Genomic DNA, 25,689 nt, shown 5'->3' with positions numbered 1-25,689 from the left:
GGGTCATCGCCGTAGGGGGAAGTCTCGTAGGGCGAATTCACTGACAAGATCTCCATAACTCGTGACGTTGCTGGTGGCTCGGTGCGGTCACGCGGACCGCGGCGGACCCGTTTCGGCTCCGCGAGTCACCCGACGGGCAGATGACCAGGCACTTCATTCGGCTGCGGTACGCCGGTTGGCTCGGGTCCCGGTGCGGCGGCGCGTAGGCGCCGGCGCGGTGCCGAGCACATAGGACTGCACCAGATGATTCCAGCTGCAGGACCGGCATACCTCGACGACATGGACCGAGAACTCTTCGCGAGTCTCATCGAGACGCGCCAGCTCCTCCGGGGTGCGAGCCGAACCCGCCATCGGTCCCAGGCCGTCGCCGTAGACCCAAGATACAAGCGTGAGCTGTTCTTTCCGGCAGATCGGGCATGTGACCTCGCTCCCCCGACCATGGAACTTCGCCGCACGCAGGAGATAGGGATTCGCATCACATACCTCGGCGACATCGACACGGCCCGCATACACGTCGGCCAGCAGAGATCGCCGCCGGAGGGCGTAGTCGACCACTTGCCGCTGGATTCGCACGAGAACCAGAGTAGCGGTGTTGCCGAGGGGGTGCCCCGGCTCAGGGGTATGAGAAAGCCGGTAGATCGCGGGTTATATCGAGCGGGGCTGTGCACGGTTATATCGCTCCGATATAGTTAGGAGTCGCATCCATCAGTTAGGTCTGTACAAAGTCAGGGAGGTGAAGCCCGGTGCTCGAGCTGGCAATCCTCGGGCTGCTCCTCGAATCGCCCATGCACGGCTACGAGCTGCGCAAGCGGCTGACCGGCCTGCTCGGCGCGTTTCGTGCCTTCTCCTACGGGTCGCTCTACCCCACGCTGCGCCGCATGCAGTCCGACGGGTTGATCGCGGAGGAGATCCCGGCGGGCGTGGTCGCGCGCCGTGCGCGCCGGGTCTACCAACTGACGCCTGCGGGCCGGGAGCGGTTCAGCGAACTGCTGGCCGACACCGGACCGCAGAACTACACAGACGACGGCTTCGGCGTGCACCTCGCCTTTTTCAGCCGCACCCCCGCGGAAGCGCGGATGCGGATTCTGGAGGGCAGGCGGCGCCAGGTCGAAGAGCGCCGAGAAGGGCTGCGGGAGGCGATCAAGCGGGCCAGCGGGTCGCTCGATCGCTACACCCGCCAGCTCCATCAGCTCGGACTCGAATCAAGCGAGCGCGAAGTGCGCTGGCTCAACGAGTTGATTGCGGCGGAGCAATCGACGAAGGCGGCACCACAGAAAGAGGGAAATATCGGCCATGAGTGAAGCACAGAAGGCTGACAACGCCACCGAAGTACGCGTCGCCATCGTGGGTGTGGGCAACTGCGCCTCCTCGCTGGTCCAGGGTGTGCAGTACTACAAGGACGCGGACGAGACCGCGACCGTGCCCGGCCTCATGCACGTCAAGTTCGGCAAGTACCACGTCCGCGACGTGAAATTCGTCGCCGCGTTCGACGTGGACGCCAAGAAGGTCGGCTTCGACCTCGCCGAGGCGATCTTCGCCAGCGAGAACAACACGATCAAGATCTCCGATGTGCCGCCGAGCGACGTGGTGGTGCAGCGGGGTCCGACCCTGGACGGCATCGGCAAGTACTACGCCGAGACCATCGAGCTGTCCGAAGCCGAGCCGGTCGATGTGGTCAAGGTGCTGAAGGACAACAAGGTCGACGTTCTGGTGTCGTACCTGCCGGTCGGCTCGGAAGAGGCGGACAAGTTCTACGCGCAGTGCGCCATCGACGCCGGCGTCGCGTTCGTCAACGCGCTGCCGGTGTTCATCGCCTCCGACCCGGAATGGGCCGAGAAGTTCACCAAGGCGGGCGTGCCCATCGTCGGTGACGACATCAAGAGCCAGGTCGGCGCGACCATCACGCACCGCGTCATGGCGAAGCTGTTCGAGGATCGCGGTGTGCAGCTCGACCGCACCATGCAGCTGAACGTCGGCGGCAACATGGACTTCAAGAACATGCTCGAGCGCGAGCGCCTGGAGTCCAAGAAGATCTCCAAGACCCAGGCCGTCACCAGCAACCTGAAGAAGGAGCTCGGCGCCAACGACGTGCACATCGGCCCGTCCGATCACGTCGGCTGGCTCGACGACCGCAAGTGGGCCTACGTCCGGCTCGAGGGCCGTGCCTTCGGCGACGTGCCGCTGAACCTGGAGTACAAGCTCGAGGTGTGGGATTCGCCGAACTCGGCGGGCATCATCATCGACGCGGTGCGCGCCGCGAAGATCGCCAAGGACCGCGGCATCGGCGGCCCCGTCATCCCGGCCTCGGCCTACCTGATGAAGTCCCCCCCGAAGCAGCTGGCCGACGACATCGCCCGCGCCCAACTGGAAGCCTTCATCATCGAGGCCTGAGTTGTCTGCCGCGTGGCCGCGGCGTGTTCATGGCCCCTTGGTGTCTCGCGTCCGAGCGGACGAGACTTGCGCCTGCGGCGCGTGCGCTTCGTCCACTCGGACGCGAGACGGGCCATGAACGTGCTCGTCGGGCTCGCACTGTGTGGGCAAGGTTATCGATGCACGAGCCGCCCGGAGGTACTCCTCCGGGCGGCTTCGGTTTTCGGGACTCGGTGCGGTGGGTTGATTCAGTCGAGGGAGACGTAGACCTCTACGGAGGTGGGGCCGGTGTAGCGCTCTAGCTCGGCGGTGTGGGAGCGGGTGATGGTGCCGGCGCTTTCGGCTTTGCGGACCTGGGCCCAGGCGGTGCGGAGCAGGTCGTAGGGCTTGTCGGAGACGACGAACTTGGCGTAGCGGCCCTGCGGGACGCGGGTGAGCACGTCGCCGGCGTCCATCTCGGCCATGCCGGTGATCTCGTAACCGAGCACCGCGACGGCGTGATCGTTCTGGCCGATGTAGGCGGCCACCCGCGGCACGTTCTTTTCCCGCGCGAGGTAGCGGTCCCAGGTGAAGTTCACCAGGTCGAGGTCGCGGGCGGTCACCTCACGCCCGGCCAGCGGGACGGTCAATCCGGCGACCAGGCTCTCGTCCAACGTGACAATCTCGAAGTCCACAGTCTGTTCCTACCCGTCGACCTGATCGTCTGCCAGCGCTACGAAGACTTCGACCGTGCGCGCGTCGGGATAATGCTCCCAATCGCCGGTATAGGACCGCACGAAACGGCCCGCGGCCTCGGCATCCCACACCGAACGCCAGATGTAGACGATGGTGTCGCCGAGGTTGTCACCGCTGGCGATGAACCGCGCGAACCGTCCCGCGGGAACCCGTGCCAGTACGTCGCCGGGCAATAAGTCGTCGAGGCTGCGGCAGCGATAACCCACGATGTGGGTCAGATACGAATTGATCTCCGGCGCGTGGTCGACGTACGCGGTCGTCGGCGGTCCGGGCAGCTGGCGCGCCAGATTGCGCTTCCACGCCTCTTCGACTTTCGCGCGGCGCGGCCCCTCGACCGCGAGCGCCGGGCTGCGCAGTACCGTGCCCGCCACCAGCGTCTCGGGTTGGTCAACGACATTGAAATCCACCGGCGTAGCCCCTATGTCTCGTCTGTCTCCAATTGCGGCGCTCCCTGGCCCTTCGTGGTGCGCCTCCGGGCCGGTTCGCGGGTCGCTGTGTTCCGTTTCGAAGCCCATCGTGGTCAGGCAAGTCGCCGCCTCCGGGCCTGTCGCTCACACCGCTGTGTCGTCGTTCGAGCGCTTATCCTTCCGCATCGATCCCGGGACTCCGGCGTCGGCCTGTTCCGACACAGTCCCTGTTCGCTCTCACTCTGGCAAACGATGCTGCCATGCCAACCGTTCCCCCGGGTGCACGAAGGTCACAGCATCATCGCTATCCCGGGACCGGAATGCTCAGCCCGGGAAAGATCTCCACTTCCTTGGGCGGCTGCGGGGCGGGCGGGATGATGACGACCGGCTCACGCGGGGCGCCCGTCGGCGGGTCCAGGATGTCGTAGGTGCCGCCGGAGGGCTTGTTCGCGTTGGGGGTCGCGGCCGGGCCGGGCCCGTCCACGGCGGGGAACTGCTCGACCGGCGTGCCGTCGAGCGCGTTGTCCATCACCTGCTTCCAGATGTCTGCGGGCAGGCCGGAGCCGTAGATGTCCGACCCGCGGGCGGTGTGGATGGGCTGGGACTGTTCGGTCCCGATCCAGACGGCGGTGGACAGCGACGGGGTGAACCCGATCATCCACGCGTCCTTGTTGTCCGCGGACTCGCCGAGCTGGGTGGTGCCGGTCTTGGCCGCGGACGGCCGGCCACCGGCGAGGGCGTGGCCGTTGGAGTACGCGGCGATCGGCGTCATCGCCTGCGTGGTCTTGTCGGCGATCGCCTTCGGTATGCGCTGTTGCCCTGCGGGCATCTGTTTGCCGATCTGCTGTTCCGGAGCACCGCGGTCCAGCAGCACCCGTCCGTCACCGGTCACCACCCGCTGCACGAAGTACGGCTGGTGATAAACACCGGACGCACCGATGGTGCCATAGGCCGAGGCCATATCGATGGGACGAACGAGATACTGCCCCAACACGATTCCGTTCAACGGCCGCCCGCCGTCCTCGGTGAGCGTCTTTCCGGCCACCCCGGGGATCTCCTCCGGGATGCCCGCCGCGTGCGCCGCGTCGGCGATCGCCTTCGGTCCGTCGAACATCGACATGGTGAGCCGGTAGAAGCTGGTGTTCAGCGACCGTTTGAGCGCCTCGGCCATGGTGCATTTGCCGCACGATTCGCCGTCCACGTTGGTGATCTTCGTGCCGCGGTCGGTGACCGGGGAACTGTCCAGCAGCCGGGTCAGCGGGACGCTCTGCTGCTGCGCGGCGATCGCCGCGAACGGTTTGAACGCCGAGCCGGTCTGCAGCGGCGCCTGGGCGAAGTCGTAGCCGATGCCGTCGAATCCGCCGAAGTAGGCGCGCACCGCGCCGGACCGCGGATCGATCGACACCACCGCCGCGCGCAGTTCCGGCGGCTGACCGGCCAGCCGATCCTGTACCGCGCCGAGCACCGCCTGCTGCGCCTTGGCGTCGATCGTCGTGGTGATCTGCAAAGCCCCGGTGTTCAATTCGTGCTCGCTGATCCCGGAGGAGCGCAACTCCCGCACCACCTGGGCGCGGATCAGCCCCTCGGGACCACGGGCCACGTTCTCGTCGGGAATCTCGTTGAGCGGGATGATCGCCGGGAACGTCGTGGCGTCGCGGGTGCCCGGCGCGAGCACGCCCATCTCGACCATGCCGTCGAGCACGTACTGCCAGCGCGCGGTCAGCTCGGGCAGATGGGTTTCCGGGTCGAGGATGGACGGGGTGCGCACGAGCGCGGCGAGCACCGCGCCCTCGGCCAGGGTCAGCTGATTCACCGGCTTGTTGAAGTACGCCTTGGTCGCGGCCGCGATCCCGTACGAGCCGCGCCCGTAGTAGATGGTGTTGAGGTAGGCGGCAAGGATGTCGTCCTTGCTCCACTGGCGCGCCATCTTGGCCGCGATGATCAGCTCGCGCATCTTCCTGGTGAGCGTGCGCTCGGAACCGAGGAAGGCGTTCTTCACATACTGCTGGGTGATGGTGGAGCCGCCGCCCGCGTCGTCGCGGCCGAGCAGGTTGTCCCGGGCGGCGCGCAGGAAGCCGGAGGTCGAGTAGCCGGGGTTGCTGTAGAAGTTGCGGTCCTCCGCGGACAGCATCGCGTCGCGGGTCGACTGTGGCACCTCGGCCAGCGGGATCGGCGTCCGATTCCCGTTCGGCGGCACGACTTTGGCGATCACCGTGCTGCTGTCGGCGGCCAGGATGGTGGCGATCTGGTTGGTCTGCACCGAACTGGGATCGGGGATCTCGGCGCTCCAGTAGACGAGCACCGAGAGCAGCAGCGGCACCACGCCGAAGATGATGAACAGCGCGAGCACGAGCCGGCGGAACCGCTCCGCCCTGGTGCGCGGCGGGCGATTCGGATCCGGGGTGGGTTTCGGTGTGGCCGGTGGCCGGTCCTTCGCCGCGTGCGCGCGCCGCTTCGCGCGGGCGGCCGGTGAGGTCAGCTCGTTGAAGCCCGCGATGGAGGAGTAGGGCGCGGAATCAGTGCCGCGCCGCGCTTTCCGCCTGCGAATCGAGCCCACGATCATCTCCTCCCGGAGCGTCGGTCGAAACTCACCTGCACGAACAACGATCGGAAATGTGCCCCCACGGCACGACTGTACTCGTGCCGTGGGTGACCCGCGATGCTATCACCGGGCCGTTGCGGCGCACCCGGATGCTGCGCGTGAGCTAGCTCTTGACGCCACCGGCAGTGAGGCCGGAGATGATCCGGCGCTGGAACAGCAGCACCATGAGCACCAGTGGAATGGACACCATCGTGCCCGCCGCCATGATCGCCGCGTAGGGCTCCACCAGCGGGTTGTTCCCGGAGAACCGGGCGACCGCGACGGTCACCGGCTCGGTCTTGTCCGAGGAGAGCAGCCGGGCCAGCAGGTATTCGTTGACCGCCGCGATGAACGCGAGGATCGCGGTGGTGAACACCGCGGGCGCGGCCAGCGGCAGCATCACCAGGCGGAAGGCCTGCATCTTCGTCGCGCCGTCGATCCGCGCGGCTTCTTCGAGCTCCCACGGCAATTCGGTGAAGAAGGAAGCCAGGATGTAGACGGTCATCGGCAGCACGAACGAGATGTTCGGGATGATCATCGCCTGGTATTCACCGATCCAGCCGATGTTGGTGAACAGCTGGAACAGCGGTGTCACCAGCACCACCACCGGGAACATCGAGGCGCTCAGGATCAGGCCCGACACCAGGTACTTGCCGCGGAAGGTGAGCCGCGCCAGCGCGTACGCCGCCATTACGCCGATCAGCAGCGCGATCACCGTGGTGATCGAGCCGATGACCACACTGTTGATCAACGCTCGGCCGAAGTTGTTGCCGCGGCTGGTGTCGAAGGCGTTGCGGAAGTTCTCCAGCGTGACGTGCGTGGGCCACGGGGTGCTGTCGAAGGTGTAGTCCGGGTCGCGGAACGCGGTCACGGCCATCCAGTAGAACGGCCCGAGCCCCCACACCAGCACGATGAACACACCGGCGTACAGCCGCACCGACTTGAGCCGGTGCGTCCACGGAACCGACTGTGGCGGGCGAGTATTCAAAGGATTCGTCGTAGTCATGGGTGCACCGTGCCCGGGTAGGTATAGGTCGACCGGAGAAGCGGAGCGCCTCCGGTGGCGGACCAGCGTCTGGTGGGCAGGACGAAAGCCGAGCGCCAGCAAGGTGTCGTCCTGCTCACCCCGCCTCCCGCTGTTCCTCTTGGGTCCGGACGGCGTTGGCGCCCAAGACCTTCACCAGCACGAAGGCCACCGCGAAGATCAGCAGGAAGGTGATCGTCGACAGCGCGGCCGCGCTGTTGGGGCCCTGCCGGACCTGGTCGACCACCAGGATCGACAGCACCCGGGTGGACGGGTTGTTCAGCGTCATGATCGCGGGCAGGTCGTACATGCGCAGCGCATCCATGGTGCGGAACAGCACCGCGACGAGCAGGGCCGGGCGCAGCAGCGGCAAGGTGATCTGGGTGAAGCGCTGCCAGGCGGTCGCGCCGTCGACCCGGGCCGCCTCGTACACGTCGGCCGGGATCACCTGCAGGCCCGCCAGCAGCAGCAGCGCCATGAACGGCGTGGTCTTCCACACGTCGGCGGCGATGACGGCGAACCGGGCGGCCCAGGCGTCGGAGGTCCACAGGATATGGGTGCCGAACACCCGGTTCACCACGCCGTCGTACTGGAACATGAACTCCCACAGCCGCGCCGTGACCGCAGTGGGGATCGCCCACGGGATCAGCACCGCGGCGCGCAGCAGGGCGCGGCCGCGGAACGTCTTGCCCATCACCATGGCGAAGCCGAGGCCGAGCGTGGCCTCCAGCGTCACCGTGACCACCGTGAAGAACAGCGTGACGCCGATGGCCAGCCAGAACTGCGAGCCGAGGTTGCCGGTGGGACAGCTGACCGTCTCGCCGCCCGCCTGGCACTGTTGCAGCAGCCAGTGCGTGTAGTTCGAGAAGCCGGCGCTGCCACCCTCGGTGAACATGCCCGTCGCCGGGTCCAGCCCCGAATCCTTCTGGAACGACATCCACAGCGCGCGCACCACCGGATAGCCGATGACCACCGCCAGCGCCAGCAGGACCGGCGAGACGAACAGCCAGGCTTTACCGGAGCGCCGCATTTCCAATGCCAGGGTTTCGCCGAGGCCACGCTTGCGTGGCAGGAAATCCTCACTCGACACAGTGCTGGCCGCTCCCGAAGGATCCGACACCGTTTCTCTCTCCTACGGGTCTCGTCGGGTCCGTTGCGCTTCCGCCTACGATCCCGCGGTCTCGATGCCCTTCTGCATGCCGGTGATCGCGTCGTCGACCGACTTGGTCTGCTTCAGCGCAGCATAGGCGTTTTCCTGGATGGCCTTCGACACCGCGGGATAGAACGGCGTGACCGGGCGCGGCACCGCGCTGGCGATGGAATCCTTGAGCGCGGGCAGGTACGGCATCTTCGCGATCAGGGCCGGGTCGTCGTACATCGACGCGCGCACCGAGGGCAGCGCGCCGGAGGCGACGATGTGCTGGGCGTCCTCGCTGATCAGGAAGCGCAGGAAGTCGAGCGCGGTGGCCTTGTTCTTGGAGTAGGCGCTGATCGCCGCGTTGTAACCGCCGAGCGTGGACGCGCCGACACCGTTCTCACCGGGCAGCGGGGCGACCGCGAACTTGTCCTTCACCGCGGACGATTCGCCGCCGACGTCACCGTAGGTGGACGGCCACGAACGCAGGAACATGAGCTTGCCCTGCGCGAACGCGTTGCTGCTCTCCGGCTCCTTGAAGGAGATGGCCTCCGGCGGGATGTCGCCGTTCTTGTAGGCGTCGACCAGCACCTTGAGCCCGGCCCGGGACTGCGGGCTGTTCACCGTCGGGGTCTTGCCGTCGGCGCCGACGAAACTGCCGCCGTAGGCGTTGATCACCTCGGCGGTGTTCACCGTCAGGCCCTCGTACGGCGCGAACTGACCGGCGTAGCAGCCGATGTTCTGCTCCTTGGCCAGCGGGCACTGGGCGAGCAGCTCGGTCCAGGTCTTCGGTGCGTTCGGCACCAGGTCCTTGCGGTAGAACAGCAAGCCGCCGTTGGTGTTTCGCGGGGCCGCGTACAGGGTGTTGTTGTAGGTGGCGCTGGCGACCGGCGGGGAGAGCAGCGCGGAGGTGTCGATGGCGAAGGCGTCCTTCAGCGGCTGGATCCAGCCCTTCGCGGCGAACTCGGCGGTCCAGGGCACGTCGAGGGCGACCACGTCGTAGTTGGACTGCTTGGAGCGCATGTGCTCGACCAGGTCGTCGTACTGCTGCGAGGCATCGTTGGACTGTTCCTTGAACGTCACCTGCTCGTCCGGGTGCGCGGCGTTCCAGCGCTCGATGAGCTGCTTGACCGCACCGGTCTCGGTGGTGTCCTTGCCCTCGACATAGGTGATCGGGCCGCGCCCGGTCAGGTTCTGGCTGGTCGGGCTGCCGCCGCTGTCACTGGAGCAGGCGCTGGTGAACGTCGCCGTCAGCAGCGCGACCGAGACGGCCGCGACCGCGGCCTTCGGTACGAGCGACGTACGTAGGGACGACACCTTTTTCACAGCCATCGCGGACACTCCAGATCGATCGTGAGCATTAGCACACCCTGCCGGTTGCACAACGCAAGATACATGGTGTGGGAGTTACTCGGGGGAATGTGGCGGGAAGTCCTCGCTACATCGCCGCGTCCCGCCGCCTAAGCTCGCAGGTGATGACATCGCCGAACCCGGTTCCCGAACGGATGCTGACACGCATCGGCGGACTGCTGCGCCAGGCCGAGTCCACCGACAACGAACACGAGGCCGAGGCGTTCCTCGCCGCGGCGCAACGCCTCGCGACCCGCTCGTCCATCGACCTCACGGTGGCGCGTGCGCACGTCGCGGGGCGCGAACGCAGGCCGGCGCCGATCCAGCGGATGATCCCGATCGGTGAGCCGGGCAAGCGCGGATTGCGCACGTACGTGCAACTCTTCGTCGCGATCGCGTCCGCCAACGATGTGCGCTGCGATGTCGCTCGCACCTCGACCCAGGTGTACGCCTACGGTTTCGACTCCGACATCGACACCTGCGAGGCGTTGTACGCGAGTCTGCTCGTCCAGATGGTCCGCGCGTCGGATCAGTACATCAAGTCGGGGCAGTACCGTTCGGCGACCGTGGAGAAGGTGGTCACCGAAAAGCGCTGGGGGCGAAAGGTGCAACGCCGGGTGCAGGCGCCGGTCGCGGGCGTGACGGCGCGCCTGAATTTCCAGATGGCGTTCGCGGCGCGGATCGGGCAGCGGCTCGCCGCGGTGAAGGCCGAGGTCGAAGCCGAGGTGGTGCCCGCCGACGCACCCGCCACCGGCACCGCGCTCGCCTTGCGCAACAAGGAAATCGAGCTCACCGACTTCTACGCCCGCACCTCCGAGGCCCGCGGCACCTGGCGTGGACCGCAGGCCTCGGCCGGGCATTCCGCGGCGGCGCGGCGCGCGGGGGACCGCGCGGGCAAAGCCGCCCGCTTGGGCACCTCACCCGAACTCGGTGCGGTGCGCGGACAATTGACCACGCGGAAGGCACGCGGCGGGGGCGACGGATCGGAGTGAGTGCGCCGCGGATTTCCCGCCCGGGTCGCGCATTCGGGTACGTAGGACGATGCTCGTGAGCGTGTGTCAGCTGAGTGACCTGAGCCACAGTGGGTTCGGGCCGAGAACGTACTCGCCAGGAGACCCGTCGTGAGTGCGCGAGATACCCAGCGCGCCAAGGTGTACGACGCGGAGCAACTGGTGCGCGGGGTCTTCGATCGTGCCGACGAGCACGGCAATCGCACCGTCGAACTCTACGGCTCGCACATCACCCTGCCGATCGAACGCCGTTTCGCCTCGGTGGACTCGGTGCAGACCTACGCGGACAAGGTGCTCGCCCTGAATTGGGTTCGGGCGCACTGGGATCGCGCCGACGTACCGGTGCGGGTGCGCGCCAGGTCGGGCGCCACCGCCGCCCACTACGAGTCCGCCGACGCCGTGCTCGCCGTCCCGCTGCACACCGGCGGAACCGCCTGGGCGCTGCGCGAACTCGTCGTCCTGCACGAACTCGCCCACCACCTGGAATCCGCGCCCGAGAAGGTCGCCCCCCACGGCCCCGAATTCTGCACCCGCTACCTGGAATTGGTAGACGGCATCATCGGCCCCGAAGCAGCCCTGATCCTCCGCGCCACAATGCTGGGCTGCGGCGTACGCCTGGGTTGACCAACTCCGGTGCGCCCCAGCGAGCGCGCCTTCCCGGCGCCCTGCGGCGCACCCCGCTGAACCCAGGCGCCAGAGCGAAGTGACCTCGGCGGCGTGCACGCGCCCTGCCGCCCCGCGGCAGTGCTGGGTCAGTTCTGGGCGCCGCTGGGTCGGCGCACGTCTGGGGCTAGGCCGCGAACTATGGGGGAGGCCACGACCCTTCGGGTAGCCGCCGTGACCGGGGGTGGTGGCGAATCAGGTTGCGGCTGGGATCAATTGGAGGGTGCGCGCGAGGCGGTTTTCCCACCAGGCGACTCGTTCGGGGTCGCGTTGGCGGTATTGCTCGAGCAGGGCCGGATCGGGTTGGGGGGCGGTACGGGGGACGGGGAGGTAGCCGTCGGCAGGGCGTAGCGAATCTCGCACTGTGTCGCCGGTGAGCAGGGACAACGTGCCCAGTCCACAGGCGAAGTCGAGTTCGGGCAGAGCGCCGGCGAGGGCCAGTTGAGCGGCCAGGCCGACGCTGGTTTCCAGTGCCGAGGAGATCACGCAGGGTAGTCCGGCGGCCTCGGCTACCCGCAGTGCGCGCCGGACCCCGCCCAGGGGCGTGCATTTGAGTACCGCGATATCGGCGGCTCCGGCGACCGCGACGCGCAGCGGGTCGTCCGCGCGCCGGATCGATTCGTCCGCGGCGATCCGGACGTCGACGCGTGCGCGCACCGCCGCCAACTCCTCGATCGTCCGGCACGGTTGCTCGACATACTCCAAACCGCCTGCGGCCCGGTCGATTCGGGTGATGTGCGCGACCGCGGTCTCGACCTCCCACACCGCGTTGGCGTCGACCCGGATCGCCCCGGCCGGACCCAGGGCGTCTCGCACCGCCTCGACCCGGGCCAGATCTTCGCTCAGCGAATCGGGATGGTCCGCGATCTTCACCTTCGCCGTGCCGCAGCCCGATCCCGCGACGATCGCGTGTGCGCGCTCCGCGTCCACCGCGGGCACCGTGCAGTTGATCGGGATCCGGTCGCGGACCGGCTCCGGCCATCCGGCGCTCACCTGCTCGAGCGCCGTCGCCAGCCACCCGGCCGCTTCCCGGTCGTCGTATTCGACGAACGGACAGAACTCGCCCCAGCCGAGCGGTCCGCGGATCAGCATCCCTTCGCGCACCGTGATACCGCGGAATCGGGTGCGCATCGGTATGGCGTAGACGAAGCTCTCCAGCACTTGATCGCTCATCGCCGCCAGCGTAACCGGCACGGAATCCCCTCATCCGGCCTGAGTAGTTTTGCGGTACTCGCCGTCGGTCGCGCCCAGGATGCTGAAGCCATGACCTACTACCCGGCCGCTTACCAGTCGGCCCAGCCGCAGCAGCGGACCTGGGACGTGATCCTGACCGTCGTCCTGTATTGCGCCGCCGCGGTGCTCGGCCTGCTCGCCGCCTACTGCACCGTTTTCTTCGCCTTCGCCGCCGATGCCTGTGGACCCGGTCGCAACTGCAAGGACGAATATCTGAGTGCGGCTTTCGTCGTTTCCTGGGGTGGCACCGCCCTCGCCCTCGCCGGCTCCTTCGTCATGATCATCATCGCCGCCGTGAAGCGCTGGCTGATGTGGTACTGGCCGGTCCTCGCCATGGTCCTGATCGTGGCCTCGTTCTTCAGCGGTGCGGCCCTCGCCAACGAGGTCTACAACACTGCGTGACGCTCGCGAATTACGTCACCGATCCGGCTGCCAGCCCGGCGAATACGACCACCGGCACCGCGACGATCCGCCACGACCACTGCCGCTGCCTGCCCACCACGTACAGCGTCTTGATCGCCCAGATCAGCAGGCAGACACCCAGCAGTGTCCCGCCGAGCACGATCCCGACCAGCTGATCGGGAGCGGTCAGCGCACCGGCGAACGGAACTCGCCCGAGCCGGACGCACAGCAGAATCACCACGCCGAGAACGGTTCCCGCCAGCACCGCGGCACCCGGCGCGGTGGCGAGGTCTTCACCATCGGGTGCGACAGTCATCACCCCATCCTGCTGCACCACGCCCGAACTCTCAACGGGGCCAAGTGCTCTTACCCCGCGCGCTGGTGGTCGGGCGCGATCAGGGCGACGACGCGGTCGAGGTCGCGGGAGTAAGGCCGGCCCGTGTATTCGATCGCGAGCCGGTCGATGATCGCCCAGGCGGCGTCGCCGTCGAGCCATTCGACGACCCGGCCGCGCAGGATCACCGGGTGAAAGAGGTTGTCGGCGGGGGTCATCGACAACGCGACGCGGGGGTCGCGGCGCAAATTGCGGGCCTTGCGGGAGTCCGGGCCGGTGAAGATGACGACGTGGTCGCCCTCGGTGCCGACGTAGACGGGCACGGCGTGGGGTGAACCGTCGGGCAGCAGGGTGGCCAGGTGCGCGTGCGGGGCACTGTCGAGTACCTGGCGGACGGCGGGGTCGATCATCGCTGAACCTCGTAGTGCAGGTGGGTGACGCCGGGGGCGGGGACGGCTTCGATCAGCCGCAGCTGCACGTGATCCGGGAGCGACTGGAAGAACGGCCGACCGCCGCCGAGCAGGATCGGAACCTGGTGCAGGAGCACCTCGTCGACGAGCCCGGCCCGCAACGCCGCGGCGAGCACACCACCGCCCATCAACCCGATATCACCGCCCCCGCCCCCGGCCGCGGCGCGGGCCGCCGCGATCGCGTCTTCGATCCCGGTCGTGACCAGGATCTGCTGCTCGCTGACCGGCATCGGCCGATGGCTGAGCACGACCAGCCGGGCGTTCGGATGCGGACTGCCGCCGTTGAATCGTTCCGAGTCCTCGTAGGTGTTGCGGCCGGCGACGATCGCGCCCACCCGCCCGCCCGCGGCGTCGAAGACCCGGGCGCTCGGCGCGCTCAGCTGGAAACCATCGAACACCGCGCTGGGTGTGTCGCCGTCGAAGTACCAGTCGAACAGCAGCCCGCCGTCGCCGAGTCCGTGCCCGGCTCGGGGGTCGCGCCCGGTGATGTATCCGTCGACGGATACCGAATGAGCGCTGATGACCTTGCTCATCGTCGCCTTCCTTTCTGAGTTCCTTCAGGAGACTTCAGAACGGTAGCAGTCAAAGTTCCCTAAGGGAACCCCAATTGCTAGACTGATGTCATGCAGCGGACGAACTTCGGTGAGATGGCCTGTTCCATCGCGCGCACCCTCGATGTCATCGGCGAGGCATGGTCGCCGCTGATCCTGCGCGACGTGTTCGTCGGCATGACGCGCTTCGATCAGCTCCAGGCCGATCTCGGTATCTCCCGCAAGGTGCTCACCGAGCGGCTGAACCACCTGGTCGAGCACGGCGTCCTCGAGCGCAAGCCCTACGACCAGCGCCCACGCTACGAATACGTACTGACCCAGCAGGGCATCGAACTGTTCGAAGTGCTCATGGTCATGAAGGGCTGGGGCGACAGGTGGCGCGCGGGGGCGGCCGGCCCGCCGGTCCGCTATCGTCACCACGCCTGCGGCGAGATCAGCGATGTGGAGCTCCGCTGTGACCACTGCGGCGAACCCATGCGCGCCACCGACATCGACCTGCTACCCGGGCCCGGCGCGGCAACCTGAGGGTCGCGCGTTTGGTACGGCGCCGTTGCGGGCAGGAATGAGGGGTGAGTTCGCAATTGCGGGGGTGGGGAGCGGATATCGCGCGGGCGGTGCTCGGGTCGGTGTTCGTGATCGGTTTTGCCTGGGTGGTGGCGGCATTCGTGTCGGTCTACGACGTGGTGGCGTGGGAGGACGCGGACGGCGGGGCGCGGCGCTATCTGGCGGTCGCGCAGTTCGTCGCGTTCGCGGGGATCGTCGGCGCGGTGCTCTGGGCAGTGCTGCTGATGGTGGGAAAGGTCCGGGCCCGCAGGCCCGTTGGGTGGACCCCCGTGGTGGCGGTGCCGGTGATCATCGGGGCGTGGGTGGCCGGACTGCTGGTCGCGATCGTGCTGGTCGCGGTATGACGGTGCCCACCCCGCGAGGTGGGCGCCGATTCGATCAGAGGCGTTCGAGGATCATCGCGTTGGACAAACCGCCTGCCTCACACATGGTTTGCAGGCCGTAGCGGGCGCCGCGCTCCTGCATGGCGTGCACCAGGGTGGTGGCCAGGCGGGTGCCGGAGGCGCCGAGCGGATGGCCGATGGCGATCGCGCCGCCGTGCACGTTGACCTTGGCGAGGTCGGCGCCGGTCTCCTGCGCCCAGGCCAGCACGACGGGCGAGAAGGCCTCGTTGACCTCGAACAGGTCGATGTCGGAGAGCTGAAGTCCGGCCCGCTGCAACACCTTTCGGGTCGACGGGATGACAGCGGTGAGCATCAGCAGCGGATCGTCGCCGGCCACCGCGAAGCTGTGCAGCCGCGCCAGCGGGCGCAGGCCCAGCTGCTTCGCACGCTCGCTGGTCATGATGAGCACCGCGGCACTGCCGTCGCTGACCTGGCTCGCGGACGCCGCGGTGACCGCCCAGCCGATCTGCGGGAAGCGGGCAGCCATGGCCTCGTCGTAGAACGCGGGACGCAGCTCGGCGAGGGTGTCCAGGGTGCTGCCGACCCGGATGCCCTCGTCGGCGTGCAGCCCGTTGAGCGGCGCGAGTTCGCGGGTGAACAGACCGTTCTTCGTTGCCAGGGCGGCCTTTTCGTGACTGCCGATGGCGAATTCGTCGAGCTGTGTGCGGTTCAGGCCCCATTTGGCGGCGATCAGTTCGGCGCTGATCCCCTGCGGTACCAGCCCTTCCGGGTAACGCTCGGCGAAGCCGACGCCCGAGACATTGTCGGAGCCGACGAGGTTGGCGCCCATGGGAACTCGGCCCATCGATTCGACGCCGGCGGCGACGACGATGTCGTACGCGCCGGCGAGCACGCCCTGCGCGGCGAAGTGGATCGCCTGCTGACTGCTGCCGCACTGCCGGTCGACCGTGGTGGCGGCGACGGATTCGGGGTAGCCGGCGGCGAGCGCGGCCCGCCGGGTCATGTTCATGCCCTGCTCGCCGACCTGGGTGACGATGCCGCCGATGACGTCATCGATGAGTACCGGGTCGACGCCGCTGCGGCTGACCACCTCGCGCAGGCTGTGCGCGAGCAGGTCCACCGCGTTGACCTCGTGCAACGCGCCGTTCGGCTTGCCTTTGCCGATCGGGGTGCGTACCGCTTCGACGATCACCGCGTCTCTCATGGTGCAACCTTTCCGGTCCGAGAACCCGGCGACCCTGCCTGGCTCTATCAACACATAGTCAGGTTACACCTGGCAATAGTTGAGGCAAGTCAGCTCGGCTATGATGTCGGTCATGGCAGCAGTGATGGAAGGTCGGTTGGCCGATCTGAGCGCGTGGCAGACGACGGACTGCTCGATCGCCAAGGCGATGGATCTGGTCGGCACCCGCTCGGCCGTCCTGATTCTGCGCGAGGCGTACTACGGCACCACCCGGTTCGACGGCTTCGCGCAGCGCGTCGGCATCACCGACGCGGCCGCGGCGAGCCAGCTGCGCAAACTCACCGCGGCGGGCCTGCTCACCAAGCAGCCCTATCAGGAGCAGGGCAAACGCACCCGCCACGAATACGTGCTGACCGAGATGGGCCGCGACCTGCTCCCGGCCGTCCTCGCGCTGATGCAGTGGGGCGACGCGTATCTGCAGCCGGGCCCCGCCCCGCTGCTACTGGTCGAAGAAGCCACGGGCGCACCCGTGCGCGTCCAGGTCCGCAGCGAATCAGGCCGCGAGATCGCGCTCGAAGAACTCGGCGTCCGCGTCAACGACGACTACCTCGCCGCCAAGCGGTCCCCGCGCCGCTCTTGAATTCCCGCACCCTTTCCGTCTTCCCGCACTCGCTGCGCCACGCCAGAGCGGGTGCGGGAACGCAGAAGTGGTGCGGGAACGATCGACCTGCGCGCGCGGGGGCGCGGTTGGGCTCAGTTCAGACGGCGGCCGTCGGCGGCCGAGAAGAAGTACGTGTGTACTGGGTCGGTGGAGAGCCGGACGCGCGTGCCCTTCGATGGCGGGTTGCGCCAATCTGCCCGCGCCACAATGGTTTCCCCGGCGGCGTTGCCCTGCGAGGTGGTGCGGCCGTAGATGTAGGCGTCGGAGCCGAGTTCCTCGACCACGTCGACTTCCATCTCGATACCGCCGCCCGCGCCGTTGAGTTCGAAGTGCTCGGGGCGGATGCCGACCGACACCGAACCCTCGGCCGCGTCGACCACCGAACGGGGCAGTGGCAGTTCGTGGCCGCCGAGCGACACGGTCCCGCCGGACACCGGCAGCGTGAACAGGTTCATCGCGGGGGAGCCCATGAACCCGGCGACGAACACGTTGACCGGATCCTGGTACAGGTCGCGCGGGGTCGCGCACTGTTGCAGCAGACCGTCTTTCAGCACCGCGACGCGATCGCCCATGGTCATCGCCTCGACCTGGTCGTGCGTGACGTACACGGTGGTGGTGCCGAGCCGGCGCTGCAGCTGCGCGATCTGGGTGCGGGTCTGCACGCGCAGTTTCGCGTCCAGGTTCGACAGCGGCTCGTCCATCAGGAACACCTGGGGCTGGCGCACGATCGCGCGGCCCATCGCGACGCGCTGGCGCTGACCACCGGACAGGGCCTTGGGCTTGCGGTCCAGGTACGGCTCCAGGTCGAGCAGCTGCGCCGCCTCGAGCACGCGCTTGTCCTTCTCCGCCTTGGCGACCTTGGCCAGTTTCAGCGCGAAGCCCATGTTCTCGGCGACGGTCATATGCGGGTAGAGCGCGTAGTTCTGGAACACCATCGCGATATCGCGTTCCTTGGGTTCGGCGTGCGTCACGTCGTTGGCGCCGATCAGGATGCGCCCGTCGCTCACGTCCTCCAAGCCGGCGAGCATGCGCAGCGAGGTCGACTTGCCGCAACCGGAAGGGCCGACGAGGACCAGGAATTCACCGTCTTCGATCTCCAGGTTCAACTGGTCGACGGCGGGTTTGGTGGAGCCGGGGTACAGCCGCGTCGCGCGGTCGAAGGTCACTGTGGCCATGCGAAATCACTTCCCATCACCGGCAGGAACGTGCCGGACGATCCGAGTAAGGGTTGACCCGCGATATTACTGGTTCTGCGCGATTCCTGCTCGAAATGCTCGAGTTCGCGCGGAATCGATCGCTCAGCGCTGGTGGGATCGAGCGCGGGGCGCTGGTGGGATCGAGCGCTGGGCGCTGCCGCTGTTGCGGTCCCAACCCCTCGGCCTCGATCGCTCTCCAGTTGTTTGACCAGGGGCGAGCGCTCGAGTTGTGATACTTGCGTGGCACAGCGATGGTGGCGTGAACTACCGCCCGCGGCGGGGTCGTTCGTGATGGCCACGGGCATCGTGTCGATCGGGCTGCACTTGATCGGATTCGAGGTGGTGTCCTGGGTCCTGCTGGCGCTGGCCGTGCTCGTCTGGCTGCTGCTGGTCTTCGATTTCGCGGAGCGGTTGCTGCGCAACCGCTCTCGCTGGATAGCGGAGGCCGATACTCCGCCCGCGCTGACCGGTGTCGCGGCGACCACGGTGCTCGGCAGCCGGATCGCGCAACTGGGTCTGCCCGATGTGTCCGTGGTGCTGCTTGTCGCAGCGATGGCGTTGTGGCCGTTGCTGTTACACGGTGTGCTGCGGCATACCCGGCGACGCATGCCTGGCGTCGTTTTCCTGGTGTGCGTCTCGACGCAGGGGCTGGCTGTCTTGGCGAGTACCTTGGCGCTCGCCGGGGCAGGCGATTGGCTGATCCTCGCCGCGTCGGTGTTCTTCTCGCTCGGCCTGTTGCTCTATATCGGGGCACTGGTGCATTTCGATGTCGAACAGGTGTGGACCGGGGCGGGCGATCAGTGGATCGCCACCGGGGCGCTGGCCATCTCGGCCCTGGCCGCGTCGAAACTCGTTGCGGCCCACCAGCTGACCGGCGGCATGCACGGACTGCTGCGCGTCGTTGCCCTGCTCGTGCTTGGCCTCGACCTGATCGGCTACGCCGTGCTGATGGTCGCCGAGATCGTGCGCCCGCGCCCCGGTTACGACATCCGGCGCTGGGCCACCGTCTTCCCGCTGGGCATGACCGCCGTCGCGACCCTGTCCACCGGCGCCGCCGTCGGTGTGCCGGCGCTGCATCTCCTGGGGGAACTCCTGCTGGTCGTGGCGGTGGGCGCCTGGGTGCTGACCTTCGCGGTCCTGCTCACCGACCGCAGCACCTTCCAGCCGCATCACGCCTGAACGCTGCGCCGGTCCGCCGGCCGCGGGTAGCCTCGATCGGGGGAAGTGCCGCCGACGTCGAGGAGGAGCGTTGCCATGAGTGAGCGAATCATCGGGGCGCACGGATGAACCGGCCGGTTCGGATCGCAGTCCAACTGAAGCCGCAGCACGCCCCGAAGTACGGACTCATCCGCGACGCCGTGCGCCGGGCCGAGGACGCGGGCATCGACATCGTCTTCAACTGGGACCACTTCTATCCGCTCACCGGCGATCCCGCGGGCGCGCACTTCGAGTGCTGGACCATGCTCGGCGCGATCGCCGAACAGACCGAACGGGTGGAGATCGGCGCGCTGGTCACCGGCGGCGGCTACCGCAACCCGGATCTGCTCGCCGATATGGCGCGCACGGTGGATCACATCAGCGACGGCCGGCTCATCCTCGGCATCGGCGCGGGCTGGTTCCAGAAGGACTACGACCAATACGGCTACGATTTCGGCACGGCGGGCAGCAGGCTCGCGCTGCTGAAGGAGAACATGGCGCGGCTCACCGCCCGGCTGCGGGCGTTGAACCCGGCGCCGACCCGGGAGATCCCGATCCTCATCGGCGGCGGTGGCGAGCGTAAGACGTTGCGCCTGGTCGCCGAGTACGCGCACATGTGGCACAGCTTCTCCGGTCTGGACGAACTCGCGCACAAGAACAAGGTGCTCGCCGAGCATTGCGGCGCCGTCGGCACCGACGACGCGCGGATCGAGCGTTCCGTGCAGTGGCCGGGGCTCGCGCAGGCGCCCGCCTTCGTCGCGGCGGGTGTGTCCACCTTCACGATCGGCGTCGACGGACCCGACTACGACCTGAGCGAGGCCGAACGCGCGATCCGCTGGCGCGACGAGGTGAACCCGGAACAGGTCAGCGGGCTCGCCTGAGCCGGTTCTGCCCGGTCGGAGCCCGATTGCCGGTCCGGGACGGCCTTGGTGCGCCGGAATTCGGATCACGCTGATCCGAATCCGTGCGGTCCTGGTCCGACTTGTCCCGTTCCGGGCGCCGCCGGGGTAGCTGCGGGTTAGCAACCCGCGCGCCGCTAGGGTTGTCCATCATGGCTGGTCTGCCCGCTGTGCGGTCTCGTGCGTTGATCGCCGTGATATTGCTTGCCGTCGGTCTCGCGGCCACGGCGTGTGGTTCCGGCTCCGATGATGCTTCCTCGGAGCGCAACCTGTGTTCCCCGCCCGGGGTGAGCGCGGCCTCGGCCGCGCCGACCAACCTGGCCTCGGCGCAGACCGCGGGCGCGGACAAGTACACCACCGCGACCACCGCGCCGGTGTCCGCGATCGACGTCTCGAAGCTCGGCTTGATCACGCCGGGCAAGCTCAGCGTCGGCACGCTCTCCGACGCGCCGCCGAGCATCTGCGTCAACGGCGCGGGCGCCTTCACCGGCTTCGACAACGAACTGTTGCGCGCGATCGGCGCGAAACTCGGTCTGCAGGTGGAATTCTCGGGCACCGAGTTCGCCGGGCTGCTGGCGCAGGTGGCGGGCGGGCGCTTCGACGTCGGCTCGTCGAACATCACCACCACCGATGCGCGCAGGCAGCTGGTCGGCTTCACCAACGGCTACGACTTCGGCTACTTCTCGCTGGTCGCGCCGGCCGACAGTGCGATCAAAGGGTTCTCGGACCTGAACCGCGGCACCCGGATCGCCGTCGTGCAGGGCACGGTGCAGGACGAGTTCGTGGTCAACACGCTGCATCTGGATCCGGTGAAGTTCCCCGACTACAACACCGCCTACGCGAATCTGAAGTCCGGTCAGGTCGACGCCTGGGTCGCGCCGTCGGCGCAGGCGGAGGGCGCGATCAAGCCCGGCGACGGAACGACGGTGTCGCAGAACACCTTCAGCCTGGACAACTTCGTCGGCTACGCGGTGGCCAAGCACAACCAGCCGCTGATCGACGCGCTCAACAGCGGCCTCGACGCGGTGATCGCGGACGGCACCTACGCCAAGCTCTACCAGGATTGGGTGCCGCGCGAACTGCCGCCGGGCTGGCAGCCGGGCTCCAAAGCCGCGCCGCTGCCGCAGCTCCCCGATTTCGCCGCCCTGGCCGCTCAACAGCAGCCGGAGGACACCGCGCAGAACGCCCCGAAATCCACACTGCAACAACTGAAGGACACGTTCTTCGATTGGTCGTTGTACCGCAAGGCTTTTCCCGATCTGTTCAAGACCGGCCTGCCGAATACCCTGATCCTGGCGGTGGTTTCGGGTGTGCTGGGCACCGTGCTCGGCATGCTGCTCGCCGTGGCGGGCATCTCCCGGACCCGTTGGCTGCGCTGGCCCGCCCGGGTGTACACCGATATCTTCCGCGGCCTGCCCGCGGTGGTGATCATCCTGTTGATCGGCCTGGGCATCGGGCCGGTGGCGCGCAACGTGACCGGGAACAATCCGTACTGGCTCGGCGCCGTCGCACTGGCCCTGCTGGCCTCGGCCTACATCGGTGAGATCTTCCGCTCCGGTATCCAGTCCGTCGAGGCCGGCCAGCTGGAGGCGGCCCGCGCCATCGGGTTCGGTTACCGGCAGGCGATGACGCTGGTGGTGATCCCGCAGGGCGTGCGGCGGGTGCTGCCCGCGTTGATGAACCAGTTCATCGCGTTGATCAAGGACTCGTCGCTGATCTACTTCCTCGGCCTGCTCGCCACCCAGCGTGAGCTGTTCGCGGTCGGCCGGGACCTGAACGCGCAGACCGGAAACCTTTCCCCGCTGGTCGCCGCGGGCCTGGTCTACCTGCTGCTCACCATCCCGCTCACCCACCTGGTGAACTACATCGACCGCCGGATGCGCACCGGCAGGCCGGACCGGCCGATCGACCCGGTCGAGACCGCCACGATCACGGAAGGGCGCGGGTAGACCCATGAGTGCTTCCCTCACCGGTACCGGACTGCATCTCACGCTCGGGCACAACCACGTGCTGCGCGGGATCGATATCCACGTCGACGCGGGCAAGACCACCACGGTCATCGGCCCGTCCGGCTCGGGCAAATCGACGCTGCTGCGCGTGCTGAACCGGCTGCACGAGCCCGACCAGGGTGATGTGCTGCTGGACGGCGAGTCGGTGCTCACCGAGGACCCGGACAAGCTGCGCCAGCGCATCGGGATGGTGTTCCAGCACTTCAACCTGTTCCCGCACAAGAGCGTGGCCGACAATGTCGCGCTCGGCCCGCGCAAGCTGCGCGGGTTGTCCAAGGAGGCGGCCCGCGCGTTCGCGGTGGAACAGCTCGAGATCGTCGGGTTGTCCGACAAGGTCGACACGCGGCCGGCGAACCTGTCCGGCGGGCAGCAGCAGCGCGTCGCGATCGCCCGCGCGCTCGCGATGAAGCCGGAGGTGATGTTCTTCGACGAGGCCACCTCGGCGCTGGACCCCGAGCTGGTCAAGGGTGTGCTCGCGCTGATGGCCGACCTGGCCTCGGGCGGTATGTCGATGATCGTGGTGACCCACGAAATGGGCTTCGCCCGAACGGTTTCCGACAGCGTGGTGTTCATGGACGAGGGCCAGGTGGTGGAGACCGGGACGCCCGACGCGCTGTTCGACAACGCGCAGACGCCACGCTTACAGCGATTTCTGTCGCAGGTGCTCTAACGTCTCCGATGCCGTGGCGTCCGCGTTCCTGCAGCGCGTCGGACGCCACGGTTCCGGGCGGGGCCGGCGCACCCCCAGCAACCTTCATTGATGCGCACATGTTAATGTGTTGGCGATCACAAGTTCCATCTGTCCACGCTGGGAAAGAGGGAGAACTGATGACGACAGCGCATATGCAGCACACCGAGCACGATCACGCGCACGGCCCCGGCTGCGGGCACACCGCGGTCGAGCACGGCGACCACGTCGACTACGCGCACGATGGTCACCTGCATCGCGAACACGACGGCCACTACGACGAGTGCGAGCCGTCGGGCCACACCGAGCACGCCGACCACACCCACGAGCACGGCGAAGGCTGCGGCCACGAGTCCGTCCAGCACGGCGACCACGTCGACTACCTGCACGACGGCCACCGCCACGCCGCCCACAACGGCCACTACGACGAACACTGAGCTCGCCCGCCCGCGAACCGGCCGAGCCCGGTCCTCGCGGGCTCGGCCGAGTCGAGCTTCGGCTACGGCGGCGGGGGTGTCCGGGTCACAGGTGATACACCAGCAGTAACCACAGGGTTCCGCTGGTCTTCGTCTCGTGTGGCAGGCATACCGGCACGTTGCCTGTCCGGCGATAGGCCGCCGAGGCGGATCGGCAAGCCCGTTCGGTATCGAAGGCGCGAACCACCAGATCCCAGTCGATATCGGCGGTGTTCTCGATGCGCACCGTGGTCCGCGCGGGTTCTCGCTCGTCCGGCATGGCGAGCGCGGTGGAAACGGAAACCAGGGCAAGAAAGACGAGCGCTTTCGCGGCAACGATCTTTCGAACCATAGATGCCCAGCCCACCCAACCTCTGCGGCCACCGTATCAAGCGGATCCTCGTTCCGCACAGCCGTTTCCCCGCCGAGCCGATGCCGGCACCGCGCTCCCTCGGCTACCGCCCGTCGGGCAGCAGGTGGCGCAGGAACTTTTCTGGGGCGGCGAGGAAGTCGCGGGTCAGGCGCACCGGGAGTGCGTCGTCGTAGTCCACGGTGCTGATCGTGCCGTCGTCGGCGAGCTCGAGGATGGTCGCGTCCGGGAGTGCGAGCAGCACCGGGGAGTGGGTGGCCACGACGATCTGGCTGCCCTGCGCTGCGAGTTCTGCGAAACGCGCGAGCACCGCCAGGCAGCCACGAACCGAGAGCGCCGCCTCCGGCTCGTCCAGCAGATACAGCCCGCGCGGACCGAAGCGGTGCAGCACCAGATCGACGAACGATTCGCCGTGGGAGCGCTCGTGCGGTGAGACGCCGCCGTAGGCGGGCAGCAGCGGCGGCCCGCCGCCACGATCGAGCCGCTCGATCTCGGAAGCCACGTTGTAGTACGACTCCGCCCGCAAAAAGAAGCTGTTCTGCGGCTTGTGGATGCTTCGCTGCAGGACCAGATGGTCACCCAGCGACGATTCGGTGGCGCGGGTGGCGAACCGGAAGTTCCGGCTTCCGCCCTCCGGGTTGAATCCGGCCGCAACCGCGATCGCCTCGAGCAGCGTGGACTTGCCGGAACCGTTCTCCCCCGTCAGGAACGTGACTCCCGGCGGCAACGGCAAACCCTGGGACCCGGCCAGATACCGCACGGCCGGCAACGTGAACGGGTAGTCGTCGGTGACCGCGTCCGGATGCAGCAGAACGCGGCGGATGAAACCACCTCGCGATGCGAAACGGTCACTCGTCACCAGCGTCGTCCTAAGTATCCGGTCCCCACGACATCACCGTACGTTCCGCCGAGCTGCTCCACTGACGCGCGCCGCCACGCGCTGGGCCGCGACGTGGGCGGGAGGGAGGATCTAGAGTCGGTCGGGTGATCGAGGCGACGGAGATTACTACGGGGGCGGGGACGTTCGATGTGTTGACCTGCGGGGACGTGCGGGGGCGGGAAGTCATGCTGTTGCACGGGTTTCCGGAGGGGGCCATCGAATGGGAGTTCCAGCTGCATACGCTCGGGGGTGGCGGGTGCTATGTGGTGGCACCGGATCAGCGGGGGTATTCCGCGGGGGTGCGGCCGGAACGACCGGCCGAGTACCGGGTCGAAGAGCTGGTCGGCGACGTGCTCGCGATCGCGGACGAATTGGGTTGGCAGCGTTTCGATCTGGTGGGCCACGATTGGGGTGGGTACGTCGGCTGGGCGGTGGCGGCCGAGCATCCGCAGCGGGTGCGGACGTTCACCGCGGTCTCGCAACCGCATCCCGGCGCGCTGCTGAAGGCGATGAAAGAGGACGAGGACCAAGCGCTGCGGTCCCAGTATGTCGCGCGGCTGCGCGAGCCGCGGACCGCGGAGCGCGCCTTGCTCGCCGACGGTGCCATCGGCCTGCGGCGCCTTTTCGAATGGAAGGTCCCGGAAGAGCGCGTCGACCACTACGTGGAGCGGCTCAGTCAGCCGGAAGCGCTGACGGCGGCCCTGAATTGGTATCGGGCCGCGCATTTGTCGGGCCGGGTCGGCGAGGTCACGGTGCCGACGCTGTACGTGTGGAGCACCGAGGACAGCGTCATCGGCTCCACCGCCGCGCTCGCCACGGCGAAATACGTGACCGGTCCCTACCGCTTCGAAATGCTCGAAGACGTCTCGCACTGGATCCCCGAACAGGCCCCGGAGGACCTGACCCGGTTGATCATGCAGCATCTGCTCGCCCATCGGTCCTGAGCCGGGACACCTTCGCCCGGCAACCCTTTCGCGA

At 67.8% G+C, this 25,689-nt stretch carries 29 protein-coding genes; 14 read left to right on the top strand and 15 right to left on the bottom strand.

Features of this window, described 5'->3' with window-relative positions; all coding sequences use genetic code 11:
- Positions 1–153: 153 nt before the first annotated feature.
- Positions 154–573, bottom strand: a complete 420-nt coding sequence (locus TY25_RS41785) for a DUF5318 domain-containing protein (RefSeq protein WP_158439950.1) — start codon at positions 571–573, stop codon at positions 154–156.
- 170 nt (positions 574–743) lie between these two features.
- Between TY25_RS41785 and TY25_RS21635 the strand changes: the two genes are divergently transcribed.
- Complete coding sequence (locus TY25_RS21635; RefSeq protein WP_014989047.1) at positions 744–1,301, top strand: PadR family transcriptional regulator; 558 nt, start codon at positions 744–746, stop codon at positions 1,299–1,301.
- Positions 1,294–2,391 carry an inositol-3-phosphate synthase gene (locus TY25_RS21630; RefSeq protein ID WP_042258765.1) on the top strand — a complete coding sequence of 366 codons (1,098 nt, stop codon included), beginning with the start codon at positions 1,294–1,296 and terminating at the stop codon, positions 2,389–2,391. Before TY25_RS21635 ends, TY25_RS21630 begins: the two co-directional genes overlap by 8 nt.
- Positions 2,392–2,618: 227 nt before the next feature.
- Here TY25_RS21630 and TY25_RS21625 read toward each other — a convergent pair whose 3' ends face one another.
- From TY25_RS21625 to TY25_RS21600, 6 genes are all read right to left on the bottom strand, one after another.
- Complete coding sequence (locus tag TY25_RS21625) at positions 2,619–3,044, bottom strand: GyrI-like domain-containing protein (RefSeq protein ID WP_014989045.1); 426 nt, start codon at positions 3,042–3,044, stop codon at positions 2,619–2,621.
- Positions 3,045–3,053: 9 nt separating this feature from the next.
- Positions 3,054–3,512: a GyrI-like domain-containing protein gene (locus tag TY25_RS21620; RefSeq protein ID WP_029900839.1), complete on the bottom strand. Its 459-nt coding sequence runs from the start codon at positions 3,510–3,512 to the stop codon at positions 3,054–3,056.
- Positions 3,513–3,816: 304 nt separating this feature from the next.
- The gene (locus tag TY25_RS21615) at positions 3,817–6,075 is read right to left on the bottom strand and encodes a transglycosylase domain-containing protein (protein ID WP_042258762.1); all 2,259 of its coding nucleotides are present in this window, start codon (positions 6,073–6,075) and stop codon (positions 3,817–3,819) included.
- A gap of 142 nt (positions 6,076–6,217) precedes the next feature.
- Positions 6,218–7,099: a carbohydrate ABC transporter permease gene (locus TY25_RS21610; RefSeq protein ID WP_042258760.1), complete on the bottom strand. Its 882-nt coding sequence runs from the start codon at positions 7,097–7,099 to the stop codon at positions 6,218–6,220.
- A gap of 115 nt (positions 7,100–7,214) precedes the next feature.
- Entirely contained in the window at positions 7,215–8,147 is a 933-nt protein-coding gene (locus tag TY25_RS21605; protein ID WP_042258838.1) for a carbohydrate ABC transporter permease, read from the bottom strand.
- Positions 8,148–8,282: 135 nt separating this feature from the next.
- Positions 8,283–9,584, bottom strand: a complete 1,302-nt coding sequence (locus TY25_RS21600; protein WP_042258758.1) for an ABC transporter substrate-binding protein — start codon at positions 9,582–9,584, stop codon at positions 8,283–8,285.
- A 143-nt stretch (positions 9,585–9,727) separates the two neighbouring features.
- On the opposite strand from TY25_RS21600, the gene TY25_RS21595 reads away from it, so the two are divergent.
- Both TY25_RS21595 and TY25_RS21590 read left to right on the top strand, forming a co-directional pair.
- Positions 9,728–10,594 carry a DUF2786 domain-containing protein gene (locus TY25_RS21595; protein ID WP_226887127.1) on the top strand — a complete coding sequence of 289 codons (867 nt, stop codon included), beginning with the start codon at positions 9,728–9,730 and terminating at the stop codon, positions 10,592–10,594.
- Positions 10,595–10,723: 129 nt separating this feature from the next.
- Complete coding sequence (locus tag TY25_RS21590) at positions 10,724–11,236, top strand: TIGR04338 family metallohydrolase (RefSeq protein ID WP_042258757.1); 513 nt, start codon at positions 10,724–10,726, stop codon at positions 11,234–11,236.
- 234 nt (positions 11,237–11,470) lie between these two features.
- Here the strand turns inward: TY25_RS21590 and TY25_RS21585 are convergent, their stop codons facing one another.
- Positions 11,471–12,448 carry an o-succinylbenzoate synthase gene (locus TY25_RS21585; RefSeq protein WP_042258755.1) on the bottom strand — a complete coding sequence of 326 codons (978 nt, stop codon included), beginning with the start codon at positions 12,446–12,448 and terminating at the stop codon, positions 11,471–11,473.
- A gap of 90 nt (positions 12,449–12,538) precedes the next feature.
- Between TY25_RS21585 and TY25_RS21580 the strand changes: the two genes are divergently transcribed.
- A complete protein-coding gene (locus TY25_RS21580; protein ID WP_042258753.1) occupies positions 12,539–12,910 on the top strand; it encodes a hypothetical protein in 372 nt (123 codons plus the stop codon).
- 10 nt (positions 12,911–12,920) lie between these two features.
- On the opposite strand, the gene TY25_RS21575 is transcribed toward TY25_RS21580, so the two are convergent.
- Genes TY25_RS21575 through TY25_RS21565 form a run of 3 tightly spaced genes read right to left on the bottom strand, consistent with a single transcriptional unit; the run spans position 12,921 to position 14,247 of the window.
- On the bottom strand, positions 12,921–13,226 hold the full coding sequence (locus TY25_RS21575) for a hypothetical protein (protein WP_146154115.1): 306 nt from the start codon (positions 13,224–13,226) through the stop codon (positions 12,921–12,923).
- A gap of 50 nt (positions 13,227–13,276) precedes the next feature.
- Complete coding sequence (locus tag TY25_RS21570; protein WP_042258752.1) at positions 13,277–13,654, bottom strand: TIGR03618 family F420-dependent PPOX class oxidoreductase; 378 nt, start codon at positions 13,652–13,654, stop codon at positions 13,277–13,279.
- Positions 13,651–14,247, bottom strand: coding sequence for a dihydrofolate reductase family protein (locus tag TY25_RS21565; RefSeq protein WP_042258750.1), 597 nt, complete (start codon positions 14,245–14,247; stop codon positions 13,651–13,653). Before TY25_RS21565 ends, TY25_RS21570 begins: the two co-directional genes overlap by 4 nt.
- A 90-nt stretch (positions 14,248–14,337) precedes the next feature.
- Here TY25_RS21565 and TY25_RS21560 point away from each other — a divergent pair, with 90 nt between their 5' ends.
- Together TY25_RS21560 and TY25_RS21555 are read left to right on the top strand one after the other, a co-directional pair.
- Positions 14,338–14,790: a winged helix-turn-helix transcriptional regulator gene (locus TY25_RS21560; RefSeq protein ID WP_042258749.1), complete on the top strand. Its 453-nt coding sequence runs from the start codon at positions 14,338–14,340 to the stop codon at positions 14,788–14,790.
- A 44-nt stretch (positions 14,791–14,834) separates the two neighbouring features.
- Positions 14,835–15,173, top strand: coding sequence for a hypothetical protein (locus TY25_RS21555; RefSeq protein WP_106387012.1), 339 nt, complete (start codon positions 14,835–14,837; stop codon positions 15,171–15,173).
- 34 nt (positions 15,174–15,207) lie between these two features.
- Here TY25_RS21555 and TY25_RS21550 read toward each other — a convergent pair whose 3' ends face one another.
- On the bottom strand, positions 15,208–16,377 hold the full coding sequence (locus TY25_RS21550; RefSeq protein ID WP_042258746.1) for a thiolase family protein: 1,170 nt from the start codon (positions 16,375–16,377) through the stop codon (positions 15,208–15,210).
- 100 nt (positions 16,378–16,477) lie between these two features.
- On the opposite strand from TY25_RS21550, the gene TY25_RS21545 reads away from it, so the two are divergent.
- The gene (locus TY25_RS21545; protein WP_081868999.1) at positions 16,478–16,996 is read left to right on the top strand and encodes a winged helix-turn-helix transcriptional regulator; all 519 of its coding nucleotides are present in this window, start codon (positions 16,478–16,480) and stop codon (positions 16,994–16,996) included.
- 113 nt (positions 16,997–17,109) lie between these two features.
- On the opposite strand, the gene TY25_RS21540 is transcribed toward TY25_RS21545, so the two are convergent.
- Positions 17,110–18,192 (bottom strand): ABC transporter ATP-binding protein, encoded by a 1,083-nt coding sequence (locus TY25_RS21540; RefSeq protein WP_042258744.1) that lies wholly within the window; start codon positions 18,190–18,192, stop codon positions 17,110–17,112.
- A 261-nt stretch (positions 18,193–18,453) separates the two neighbouring features.
- On the opposite strand from TY25_RS21540, the gene TY25_RS21535 reads away from it, so the two are divergent.
- The 5 genes from TY25_RS21535 to TY25_RS41780 all read left to right on the top strand — a co-directional run bounded on the left by TY25_RS21535 (position 18,454) and on the right by TY25_RS41780 (position 23,443).
- Positions 18,454–19,392, top strand: coding sequence for a tellurite resistance/C4-dicarboxylate transporter family protein (locus tag TY25_RS21535; RefSeq protein WP_088607089.1), 939 nt, complete (start codon positions 18,454–18,456; stop codon positions 19,390–19,392).
- 104 nt (positions 19,393–19,496) lie between these two features.
- Positions 19,497–20,291: an LLM class F420-dependent oxidoreductase gene (locus TY25_RS21530; protein WP_042258740.1), complete on the top strand. Its 795-nt coding sequence runs from the start codon at positions 19,497–19,499 to the stop codon at positions 20,289–20,291.
- Between the two features lie 170 nt (positions 20,292–20,461).
- Positions 20,462–22,258 (top strand): ABC transporter substrate-binding protein/permease, encoded by a 1,797-nt coding sequence (locus tag TY25_RS21525; RefSeq protein WP_042258739.1) that lies wholly within the window; start codon positions 20,462–20,464, stop codon positions 22,256–22,258.
- A gap of 4 nt (positions 22,259–22,262) precedes the next feature.
- Positions 22,263–22,988 carry an amino acid ABC transporter ATP-binding protein gene (locus tag TY25_RS21520; RefSeq protein WP_042258736.1) on the top strand — a complete coding sequence of 242 codons (726 nt, stop codon included), beginning with the start codon at positions 22,263–22,265 and terminating at the stop codon, positions 22,986–22,988.
- 158 nt (positions 22,989–23,146) lie between these two features.
- On the top strand, positions 23,147–23,443 hold the full coding sequence (locus TY25_RS41780; protein ID WP_029900819.1) for a hypothetical protein: 297 nt from the start codon (positions 23,147–23,149) through the stop codon (positions 23,441–23,443).
- Positions 23,444–23,528: 85 nt separating this feature from the next.
- Here TY25_RS41780 and TY25_RS21510 read toward each other — a convergent pair whose 3' ends face one another.
- Both TY25_RS21510 and TY25_RS21505 read right to left on the bottom strand, forming a co-directional pair.
- Positions 23,529–23,813: a hypothetical protein gene (locus tag TY25_RS21510; RefSeq protein ID WP_042258732.1), complete on the bottom strand. Its 285-nt coding sequence runs from the start codon at positions 23,811–23,813 to the stop codon at positions 23,529–23,531.
- A gap of 103 nt (positions 23,814–23,916) precedes the next feature.
- Positions 23,917–24,690 (bottom strand): AAA family ATPase, encoded by a 774-nt coding sequence (locus tag TY25_RS21505; RefSeq protein WP_042258730.1) that lies wholly within the window; start codon positions 24,688–24,690, stop codon positions 23,917–23,919.
- A gap of 125 nt (positions 24,691–24,815) precedes the next feature.
- Between TY25_RS21505 and TY25_RS21500 the strand changes: the two genes are divergently transcribed.
- Positions 24,816–25,655: an alpha/beta fold hydrolase gene (locus TY25_RS21500; protein ID WP_042258729.1), complete on the top strand. Its 840-nt coding sequence runs from the start codon at positions 24,816–24,818 to the stop codon at positions 25,653–25,655.
- Positions 25,656–25,689 lie beyond the last annotated feature (34 nt).

The organism is Nocardia brasiliensis NBRC 14402, assembly GCF_000308475.2.
GTDB lineage: Bacteria > Actinomycetota > Actinomycetes > Mycobacteriales > Mycobacteriaceae > Nocardia > Nocardia brasiliensis.
This window is presented reverse-complemented; position numbering and strand designations above follow the sequence as displayed.